Below are 10,037 nucleotides of genomic sequence, written 5' to 3'. Positions count from 1 at the left end.
TCTGGGCCGCCGAGCGGCAGCACACCGAGCACCGCGCATCGCCGACGTGGTGCAGCAGCTCGCGCACCACGGTGTGAGGAAGCGCCACATCAAGGACCCCGAGAAGGCGGCCTGGCGGGAGGCCGAAGTCCAGGCGATGGCCGAGCAGGCCGGCTTCGAGCGCCGCTACCAAGCAGTCATCGCCCACAACACCAGCCTCACGACCTGACAGCGCCGACTGCGCACTACCGCGCTGCGCACCGATGCGCAGTAGGCGATGACCGGTTGCGCGCCCATCGCAGGCCGACACGATCACCGATGACATCCTCGACGCCCTGTACGCCCGCGCCGAGCAAGCCGAAGCCTCCATCGAACGGGCCCGCGCGCTCGCATCCCGGTGGGCCGTCCTCCGCGCATACGGGAGCGCCACAACCGAACTCCGCGCTGCCCTCGGCGAACCCGAAATGAGGGACTGATGAAGCCCACCCGCGTCGAACACCTCGACGACAACGGCGAATGGCAGCCCCTCCGCGGCATCACGAACATCGTGATCTACGAGGAGCCCGAAGCGGTCCGCGCCGTGGCCGACCGCATCCGCGAAGTGCACCAGGCCATACACGCGTTCATGCAGGCCTACGCCGAAGCGCTACGCCCCGCCGTGGAGCAGATGGCCCGCTCCTTCCAGGCGTTGAAGGACGCCAACCTGAGCGACGAGCAGGGCAAGCCCGTGACGCGCAAGGACCGGCCCGCCTGGCAGTCGCCGTACGGGCCACCCGCCCCCCCCCGCCGCTGAACACGACGAAGGGGCGCCCTCACAGTCTCCCCAGACCAGGACGCCCCCCAAGTGCTGATCACCGTACCGCCCCGCGCACCACAGGAGCCCACGATGACCACCACCACCCACCTCCGCACCATCGCCCTCCACTGGCGAGACCTCCACGAATCCGCCGGCACACCGACCCAGCACGGCGCCTTCGGCCTCGGCCTCCGCGGCGATCTCGCTGCCCTCGATCAACTCGACGCCGAGCAGCTGGAGTACGACCGCCACCAGGCCGCCCACCTCCGCTCGCTGGAACGTTCCTCCGACCAGCTCGGCGAGCGCCCCGCCCCGGTCCGCCTGGCCATCCTCGACACCATGCGCACCGTGGAGACCAACCTCGTCGAGTGCGCCGACGTCACCGCGGGCGAGGTGCAGCGCTCACCCATGGGGCTCCTGCCCAGCTCTTACCCGGCCGCCGACCGCGTCCGCCGTGAGTTCCTCGCCATGAAGGACGCCCGGGACCCCCGCCGTTGGCGGTACACGGGACCCGCACCGCACCGATCGCCGCCCTGTGGCTCCTCGCCCGCGTGCAGGGCGCCGCCGGTCCGTTCCGGCCGCTCGACGAGCAGCTCCTCGCCCGCGTCGCGCGTGTCGCCGAGACCGCCGCCGGGCAGGTCGAGCGGGCCCTCGACATCGCTGCGCAGCGCCGGACACTGGAACGTCCCTGCACGTGCGGCGGCACCATCGACATCCACGGCGGACACGGCCGGCCGCCCCTTGCCCACTGCAACGGATGCGGCCACATCTGGACCGAAGCAGGCGCCGTCAACGCGGCACAGTGACGCACACAGCCCCCAACCATCCGGCTGGGGGCCGTGCTCTACCGCGGTACTCGTTTCCGTGTTACTTAGTCAGGGTGTACACATCGCAGTCTGCGCAACCCTTGTGCTGGCTCTTCTTGACGCCGTCGCGATTGATTAGCGCATTCCTGGAGCTGCTTTTCCAGTCGTACCAGTGACCGTTTTGGGGATCCTGGTACTTGACATAGGTGTGGCCCTTGCAGCTGCCCTGCGAATTCTTCCAGGTCGTCACGTAACCTGAGCTTATTCTGCCGCCATAGGTGGTTCCACAGCTGCGCGTCCATTCCACCGAAGCCGCTGACGCGGGACCAGCCGCGAACACAATTGCCCCCATAGCGGCCACCAAGGCCACTCCGTACTTTGTTCGGGCGCGCATAGGAATCCCTTCCCCCGTTTTGCATGAACGGCCGTGAACCGGCCCTTGAAATTCCGCGGGTCAGCATATTGGAAGCCAGTCCCCAGCGGGGGACTTTCCGGATTCTGGAGAGAGGCAGCGATCGCGACCCGCCCCGGTGCTGGGACGGAACTCGTCCCGCCAGCACGCGCGACAACCGGCCCGCCTCCACCGGATCCGGCACGCCAACGGCGACACCATGCAGCATGCTCATCGTCTCCTGCGCCTCGGCCACGGTCAGCAAGGGCATCAGCGGGCCGTACTTGGCCACGTCTGTCGGTTCCGTGGGCGGCGCGGTACGGGCGGGCATGGGGGAACGGGTGTGCCTGTGGACAACGGCCCCGCATACCCGCCCCGTTCACGGTCAGCCGCCGCCGGGCGAGCCGTCGCCAGCACCCATCGGAGCGAAGCCACCACTGGGCGCGCCGTCGCCATCTCCCATCGGCGCCACACCGCCAGTGGGCGCGCCACTGTTGTCGCCCATCGGCGCGAAACCGCCGCCCGGCGAGCCATCGTTCTCGCCCATCGGCGCGACACCGGTTCCACCCGGGGAGCCGTCGTTCTCGCCCATCGGCGCGACACCCCAGTCGACTTCGGCTGGCGTGATTCCCGCCCCGCCCGGGGAACCGCCGTCGTCTCCCATGGGTGCGATGCCCCAGTCGAGCTCAGCGGGAGAGACAAAGCCGCCCGGCGCGCCACTGTTGTCGCCCATCGGCGCGAAACCGCCGCCCGGCGAGCCATCGGTATCGCCCATCGGCGAGATGCCGGAACCGCCGGGCGCACCGGAGCCGTCGCCCATCGGAGCGAGTCCGCCGCTGGGCGAGCCGTGGCCATCACCCAGTGGCGCGAAGCTGCCAGTGGGCGAACCGGAACTGTCGTCCGCAGCTGCCATGCCCGTCCCCGCGGCGACACCTCCTGTGGCGATGAGTGCGACCGCTGTGGCGCGTGCCAGCATTTTCTTGACCCTCATGCGTCCCCCTTCACGTCGGATACTCGTGCGGCAGCAAGTCTTACCGCCGCGCGGACCGCAGCAACAGGTGTTTCGGGCCTCGCCGAAACACGGTCAGTCGAGGGCGACTTGGGGCGGCCGGGCGGCGGGCGAATGTGGGGGCGGCGAGGGTGGCCTGTCGCTCCGGGCATGATCGGACCATCCCGGCGCCGCCGCGGCCAGGTCGGTCCATCGCGTCGGGCGTCGTGAACCTGGACTTTGAACGCGCCGCTTGTTTGCGCGCGCTGCTGCGGTCGTCCTGTCCCTCGGCCGCGTTGCGGTCAAGGCATGGAGATCTCCGAGCAGGTCGGTCTCGGGGACACAGAGACGTACAGCGTGATGGCCACTGATGGCATCGAGTTCTTTCAGTACGGGCGTGACGGCGCGTGCATCACCCTGGATGACGCTACCTTCGTCAGGTCCCGGCCGGGCCTGACGCTCACCGAGGACGACACGCCATCGGCGCCACTGGGCGCAACCTACGCGGGCGAGGGACCCGTCATGAGGTCGGCGGCTCCGTCCCGTTGGGGGGATCACCCCACCCCGTGGGTATAGGTGGCTCCCTGGGTGATCGGGGTGCGGGCTGTAGTGAGTAGGGGCGGCTCTGACTCTAGCGTCTGACGGTGTGACACATACACACCTCAGAGCAGAGAAATCCCCCATCAGAACAGCCCGGCCGAACCGGTACGCGGTGGCTTTGGCCGCGGCATCGGCTGTGTTGGCGGTCGCCGTTCCCAGCGCGAACGCCTCGAACGTTTCTATCGCCTCGGCTGCGGCGCCCGGGCCCAGCGCGCCCGTCGGGTGCGACGTGGCGGCACGTGGAGCGCTCACCGCGTCCCTGGACACCCTCGTCACCCGGCACGGGATCGCGGGTGCGGCCGCCGAGGTGGCCAATCCCGAGTGCGGCCGCTGGAAGGCCGCGCGGGGCGTCGCCGACCGGGACACCGGGCGCCCGATGAACGCCGACGACCGGCTGCGCATCGGCAGTGTCACCAAGACGTTCACCGTGACGGTGGTGGTGCAACTGGCCGCCGAGGGCCGGATCGAGCTGGACGCTCCGGTCGAGCGGTATCTGCCGGGGCTGATCCGGGGCAACGGCTACGACGGGCGGAAGATCACCGTACGGCAGCTGCTCCAGCACACCAGTGGCCTTCCCGACTACGTCGAGGCCATCGCCGACAGACCCGTGAACGAGTGGCGCTACCGCCACTTCGAGCCCCGTGAACTGATCGCGACCGCCCTCACGATGGAGCGCCCGGCCAAGAAGTGGCATTACGCGACCACCAACACCCTCGTCGCCGGGCTCATCGTCGAGAAGGTGAGCGGGCGCGGCATCGAGGCGGAGGTCTCGCGGCGGATCCTGGGGCCGCTGGGCCTGCGCGACACGTACTGGCCGGGCGATGCCACTCGCGTCCGAGGCGCGCACTCGCGCAGCTACTTCCCCGATCCGGGCGGCTCGGGCCGGCAGGTCGACGGTACCGAGTGGAACGTGACCTTCGGCGGTGCGGGCGGTGCCCTGGTCTCCACGCCGGCCGATGTGAACCGGTTCTACCAGGGGCTGTTCGGCGGGAAGCTGGTGCCCGCGCGCTGGCTCGCCGAGATGAAGCGCACCGTGCCCGCCGACCCCGACCGGCTGTGGCCCGGCGCCCGCTACGGGCTGGGCCTGGTCTCGTCGCCACTGAAGTGCGGCGGCACGTGGTGGGGACACGGCGGGACCGTGCCCGGCGGACACCGCGCGCTCGGTGCGAGCGGCCCCGGCGGCCGCAGCATCGCCACCGCCCTCAACCAGGTCCCCGACACCGACAAGGCCGAGGCCGACTTCCGCGCCGTCGTGGACGGCGCCTTCTGCCCCACCAACCGCACCCACCCGTTCCAGGAGAAGACCGCGTGACCCTGCTCAGCACCACCACCGCACGCCGCGCTTCGGCCGCGGGCCTCGCCCTCACCGCCGCGCTCACCGCGACTCCCGCCCTGGCCACGGCCACGAACACGGCCGCGAGTACCAGCACGGCCACGACCACGGCCAAGAGCAGCACCGGGACCGGCCTCGACCGCTACTACAACCAGCGTCCGGGCTGGGGCAGTTGCGCCAAGGGCCCCGACGACGCGATGGGCCGCGACCTGGACAAGGCCGGCGTGCAGTGCGCCGACGTACTCGTACCGCTGGACTACGCCGACCCCCGGGGCCGTACGATCACCGTCGCGATATCCCGGCTCAAGGCCACCGACACCCGCCACCGCATCGGCTCGATCCTGCTCAACAACGGCGGCCCTGGCGGCCCCGCCGTCCAGTCCCCGCCGGACGTGCGCAAAATGATGAAGAAGACCGGGCCGCGTTACGACATCATCGGCTTCGACCCGCGCTTCGTGGGCCGCAGCACCCCACTGGACTGCGGCTGGCCTGTCGGCACCGACATCCGCTCGGCCGGCCTCAGCCGGGCGAGTTTCGAGCGCCAGGTCGCCTTAAAGAAGGGCCTGGCCGACAAGTGCCGCGCCACCAGCGGCTCCGTCCTGCCGCACGTCAGCACCCGCAACACGGCCCGCGACATGGACGTCATCAGGGGCGCGCTCGGCGAACGCAAGATCTCCTACCTGGGCTACTCGTACGGCAGTTACCTCGGCACCGTCTACACCCAGATGTTTCCCGGCAAGTACGACCGCTTCGTCCTCGACGGGGCGATCGCCCCGGCCGACTACGGCCCCCGGCTGCTGAAGGGCTCCGAGCGCGAGAACGAGCGGGCCCTCTCCGACTGGGCCGCCTGGGCCGCGAAGCGCCACGCCACCTACGGCCTCGGCAGCACCCGCGCCGCAGTGCTCGCCACCCTCGACCGCATCGTCGCGGCGTCCGCGCGCGGCCCGCTGACCGTCGGCACGGGCGCCAGCACCTTCCAACTCGACGACACCCAGGTGCCGTTCCTCTTCATCGCGGGGAACTCGGACGACACCCCCGAAGCGCGGGCCTCGTTCGCCGAGCAGGTCTCCGTACTTGCCAAGGCGGCGAAGGGACAGCCCACCGAACTGTCCCCCGAGTTCGCCGCCGCGCTGAAGTCCGCCCTGACCGGCGGGTCGCCGAACTCCGGCGTGCAGGCCACGATCATCTGCGGCGACAAGCCGGCCCCTCGCGACCCCGAAACGTACTGGAAGGACATCCAGCGCAGCCGTGCCGAGCACCCGATCATGGGACCGGTAGCCAACAACATCAGCACCTGCGCCTTCCTGGATGCGCCCCGTGAGCAGCCCACCCAGGTGCGCCGCGACGCCAAGATGCTGATCGTCGCCGCCACCGGCGACACCCGCACCACCTACCGCAGCAGCCTCGACCTGCACAAGCAGCTGCCGAGCTCCAAACTGCTCACCCTCAAGGGCGCCAACCGCCACGCCCTCTACGGGCTCTACGGCAACGACTGCGTGGACAACAAGGTCAACACCTACCTGGCCACCGGCAAGCTGCCGAAGAAGGACGAGACCTGCGTCAAGCAGGCCGACTAGCCCACCGGCAGGCCAGAAGAAGGGCGCGGCTGGGAATCCTCCCCCGGCCGCGCCCCCTCGTCCACGTCCTGCCGGAACACCGCCACCGACCTTCCCAGCACCGAGAACGTCCCCGAACCCACCTCGCACCGAGCGGACTCCACGATCTCGTCGGAGCCGTTCGCCTGCACCGGGTGCGGCGAGCGAATGATGCACGCCCATCTCTCCCGCCACAGAGCGGAGTTCATGCCCACCGACCCACCCCGAACCCAACGCGACCTCCCCGACGAGCTGGTCATCCACGTCCCCAGGTGACCGGTGGCGGCCCTCGCCCAAAGTGTCTCCAGTACCGCCTCACAGGACACAGGTAGGCGGAACTGTCCGCTGGCGTCCATGTGGTCCGAGACGATGCCGTTTGCACAGGTGGGGGCCTTGTGATCCCGGTGCGTCGATGGTGTTCGTGACTGGCGTGTGATTTGAGGAGCCCTGATCTGATGGTGCTTGCGGGGACTCCGTGCTCGGCGGATGGGCAAGTGAAGGCCCGGCGCGACATCATTCCCGCATCGCGCCCACGTTGGGGCCCAGGTGCAGCACCTGCCTTGGCTGGCACCTCGAGCAGCACCGTCATGCTGCTGATCGACGTGGCTTCGCGCCACTCCGGTCCGCCTCCGAGCATGATCTGGGTGTCCGAGTCCTTTTCGAACACCACGGTTCCGCTTGCACCGACTCCGGCCACCCGGTGCGTCTGCTGCAGGGTGCACGCCACCAGCGAACTACCCGAGTCCAGGCGCAGCACCGGCAGCGCGGTGCCCGCCGGCCGGTACGACAGGCTGCGCTCGAGTTCGAGGTCCGCCCATCCATTGAAGAACTTCACGAGATCGCTGGTCATGGGACCGCGGGCGAAGCGCCGATCCGCGAGTTTTCCCTGCGGAGGATCGAACGTGAGGTAGTCCGCGAAGGCGCCACACACGGAGCGCTCCGCTGATCCGGTCGGAGACAGCTGCACGGTGTCGTCCGGATTGCGGCGCAGGGCGGGAGGTTGTTCGGGCTTCATCCGCACGATGGTGCGGCCCTTTTCGGTCGACGTCGGACCCGGCGCGGGATCGGTGGCGGTGGGCTTCTTGAGTGGTTCGGTGAGCGCCCAGATGGAGGCGGTGGCCGTCCACGGTCCGCCGGGCTGAGTCTGTGCGAAGTACAACAGCTGTGACGAGCGGTCCTTCTCCTGGCCCTTCCACTTGCTCAGTACGGCGAAGAAGCGCGGGAAGCCGGCGTCGGCTTTCCCCGACGGGACAGGAACTTGGGACGGACCAGGTGGGCGACGTCGTCCTTCGTTCCTGCCTTGCGATGCATCCTTGAGCAGCACGCCGGTTTGTACCTGCCCTTGGGCCGCGTCGTCCATCGCCGTATCGGCACGGGCGTTGGTGCGGTCGTAGGCGGCGAAGACCTCTTGTTCACAACTCTCCCTCCAGCTCCAACAGCACCACCAGTCTGGGAAGTTGATCTGCCGGGGGCGCCCGGAACCGGATGGAAAGATCAGCCCGATGCCTCCGCTCGGCCGGAACCGTGCTGTCTCCACCTGGGGGAGATCGCCCCGACGTCGGCCGCTGGCGAGGAGGTGCACCGCCCTGTGCGGTTCCCGGAGCACCAGCTCCGTGCCAACAGGCCGCGGAAAGATCACCAACGACATCCGGAACGTGTGCCAGAACCCACTCGTCGTCTATAGAGCCAGCCTGGTGTCGCAGCGCTGTTGGCCAGCCGGGGCCCTGGTGCGCGGGTGGCGGCCGGGCAGGCTAGTTTGCTCGGATGAGTCTTCTTGATGATGTGGCCGAGCGCGACGGCTGGCGGTGCTGGGTGTGTGACGAAGCGGTCGACCCCGACCAGTCGGTGAACGACCCGCGGGGGCCCAGCGTCGACAGCCGGACCGCCGACCGGAAGGCCAAGGTCGCCGAGCGGCTCGCGCACCGCGGGTGCAATAGCCGCAAGGGTGCGGTCAAGGTGGTCATCGCCTGGCCGGAGCGCCTGTACGTAGTCGAACCCGCGCCACTGATTGCCGTTGGCGACAGGCTGGAACGCAAGGGGGGCCGCGAAATGGTGGGCCGTTGTCCGACCAGGAAGGACGCCCAAGAGGCGGCGGATTGGCTGGTGGACCGGTTCTCCCGACTGCTACCGGGGCTGCCGGTGACCGCCGACATCGAGGCGGGCGGCGGCCAGTTCCTCGTCATCCTGGCCACCGGCCGCCGCTGATCGGGGATCACCCCTCAGCCAAAGACGGCCGACGCCGGGACGACGCAGTAGCCGGAGAAGGCGAACGGTCCTGCGATGCCCGGCTAACAGCAGTAGCGCAGCAGTGCGGGCCGTCGCCTTCGCCGGGTGGCGGCTCGCACTGCTGTGTTCGCTCCTCGGAGGGATCGGGGCTCCAGACGGCTGGCCCGCCGCCGCGCCACTCGATGAGCAGCGGGTCGTCCAGGCGGACGTTTTCCGGGTCCAGTCCTGCTCGCCGCAGGAACTCCAGGAGGTCGCGGGGACCCAGGGCGCGGCCGAGGATGGGGTGCCGGCCTCGGGCTGTGTTCGCCGGCCAGGGGCGAGGGACTGGCGGGCGGTGTCTACGGCCCGTCCGGGACGCCGAGCGGCACGGTGAACCGCGGCTGCCAGCCTTCCTCCGTCAGCACCACCAGCTGGACCGCCGTCGCACGGGTGTGCAGCGGCAGCAGGCTGCCGATCGCAGCGCGGACATGGGCGGCAGCTGTCGGGTTGTCCGCACCCATAGCGACCGTGACATGGGCGGCGGGCTGCGCCCCGAAGCGGCCCTTGTACGGGCGCAACCCGGGCCACTGGGTGCAGAACGCATCGACGATCGTTTGGAGTCCCGGAACGGTGACGGCGACGAAGCCGGAGGCCGTCACGACCTCCTCCAAGAGCAGATCAGCTGCCGGGAAACTCGCAGCCAGGGAACGCACGCCCTTCTCGTCCTGATCTGTCAGCGCCGATTCCGGCACGAACGGGTAGAGGAGCGAGACGTGCGCCGGCACCCCACGACGCACCAGAGCCGGGTCGATACGCCACGCCGCATCGAGGAGCGGAGCGGCATCGGGCAAGACAATGACGACGGCAGTGGTCCCTGGCTCTGGCACGCCGTCATCATCGCAGGCCAGTCCGCTACTGCGCGCGTTGCACTGGGAGATGGGCGAGGGCAACGAGTTGGGCGTGATCGAGGCGGTCGCTGCCGACGTGTTGGCTGGTGATCCACGCCCCGTATGGTGCCCGCTTCCGTCCGGGACGTGCTCGATGCGGGCTCGTCCGGCGATGCCGCCCTCGAGTGTGGCTCCGGGTTTGGGTTCTGACTCACTTTCCGGATGTCGTTGGTGATCTTGTCGCGGCCTGTTGGCACGGAGGTGTTGTACCCCCTGGGACTGCCGGATTTGCAGCTAACGGACGTACTCTCGGCCGCCCTCGGCCAACAGCCCGGCTCAACCGCCCGTCACGTCGCCAGCGGCTATTCGCACGCACCGTGGTTCACACAGGTCTTCCACTCGGTCAGATAGTGACAGCCAGGACCCGGCTCATAGGGGCTGTTGTGACACGTGATGG

At 69.4% G+C, this 10,037-nt stretch carries 10 protein-coding genes; 6 read left to right on the top strand and 4 right to left on the bottom strand.

The genetic code is table 11. The features are described 5' to 3' along the window. From AC5P1C_RS40715 to AC5P1C_RS40705, 3 genes are all read left to right on the top strand, one after another. Positions 1-208 (top strand): hypothetical protein (locus AC5P1C_RS40715; protein WP_493871044.1); only part of this gene is annotated, 208 nt, incomplete at its 5' end. 246 nt (positions 209-454) lie between these two features. Then, entirely contained in the window at positions 455-772 is a 318-nt protein-coding gene (locus tag AC5P1C_RS40710) for a hypothetical protein (protein ID WP_493871043.1), read from the top strand. A 497-nt stretch (positions 773-1,269) separates the two neighbouring features. Then, a complete protein-coding gene (locus AC5P1C_RS40705; RefSeq protein ID WP_493871042.1) occupies positions 1,270-1,581 on the top strand; it encodes a hypothetical protein in 312 nt (103 codons plus the stop codon). Between the two features lie 776 nt (positions 1,582-2,357). On the opposite strand, the gene AC5P1C_RS40700 is transcribed toward AC5P1C_RS40705, so the two are convergent. Then, positions 2,358-2,963 carry a hypothetical protein gene (locus AC5P1C_RS40700; protein ID WP_493871041.1) on the bottom strand — a complete coding sequence of 202 codons (606 nt, stop codon included), beginning with the start codon at positions 2,961-2,963 and terminating at the stop codon, positions 2,358-2,360. Positions 2,964-3,789: 826 nt separating this feature from the next. On the opposite strand from AC5P1C_RS40700, the gene AC5P1C_RS40695 reads away from it, so the two are divergent. Further along, the gene (locus tag AC5P1C_RS40695) at positions 3,790-4,872 is read left to right on the top strand and encodes a serine hydrolase domain-containing protein (protein ID WP_493871040.1); all 1,083 of its coding nucleotides are present in this window, start codon (positions 3,790-3,792) and stop codon (positions 4,870-4,872) included. Further along, entirely contained in the window at positions 4,869-6,470 is a 1,602-nt protein-coding gene (locus AC5P1C_RS40690) for an alpha/beta fold hydrolase (RefSeq protein WP_493871039.1), read from the top strand. The genes AC5P1C_RS40695 and AC5P1C_RS40690 overlap by 4 nt, the downstream gene beginning before the upstream one ends. Here AC5P1C_RS40690 and AC5P1C_RS40685 read toward each other — a convergent pair. Both AC5P1C_RS40685 and AC5P1C_RS40680 read right to left on the bottom strand, forming a co-directional pair. Further along, the gene (locus tag AC5P1C_RS40685; protein WP_493871038.1) at positions 6,467-6,697 is read right to left on the bottom strand and encodes a hypothetical protein; all 231 of its coding nucleotides are present in this window, start codon (positions 6,695-6,697) and stop codon (positions 6,467-6,469) included. The genes AC5P1C_RS40690 and AC5P1C_RS40685 overlap by 4 nt on opposite strands. 47 nt (positions 6,698-6,744) lie before the next feature. Beyond that, the gene (locus AC5P1C_RS40680; RefSeq protein ID WP_493871037.1) at positions 6,745-8,136 is read right to left on the bottom strand and encodes a hypothetical protein; all 1,392 of its coding nucleotides are present in this window, start codon (positions 8,134-8,136) and stop codon (positions 6,745-6,747) included. Between the two features lie 116 nt (positions 8,137-8,252). Between AC5P1C_RS40680 and AC5P1C_RS40675 the strand changes: the two genes are divergently transcribed. Then, positions 8,253-8,693: a hypothetical protein gene (locus AC5P1C_RS40675; RefSeq protein ID WP_493871036.1), complete on the top strand. Its 441-nt coding sequence runs from the start codon at positions 8,253-8,255 to the stop codon at positions 8,691-8,693. 359 nt (positions 8,694-9,052) lie between these two features. Here the strand turns inward: AC5P1C_RS40675 and AC5P1C_RS40670 are convergent, their stop codons facing one another. Continuing rightward, complete coding sequence (locus tag AC5P1C_RS40670) at positions 9,053-9,580, bottom strand: 2'-5' RNA ligase family protein (RefSeq protein ID WP_493871035.1); 528 nt, start codon at positions 9,578-9,580, stop codon at positions 9,053-9,055. Between the last annotated feature and the right edge of the window lie 457 nt (positions 9,581-10,037).

It is taken from the genome of Streptomyces sp. A18 (assembly GCF_059026065.1).
This window is presented reverse-complemented; position numbering and strand designations above follow the sequence as displayed.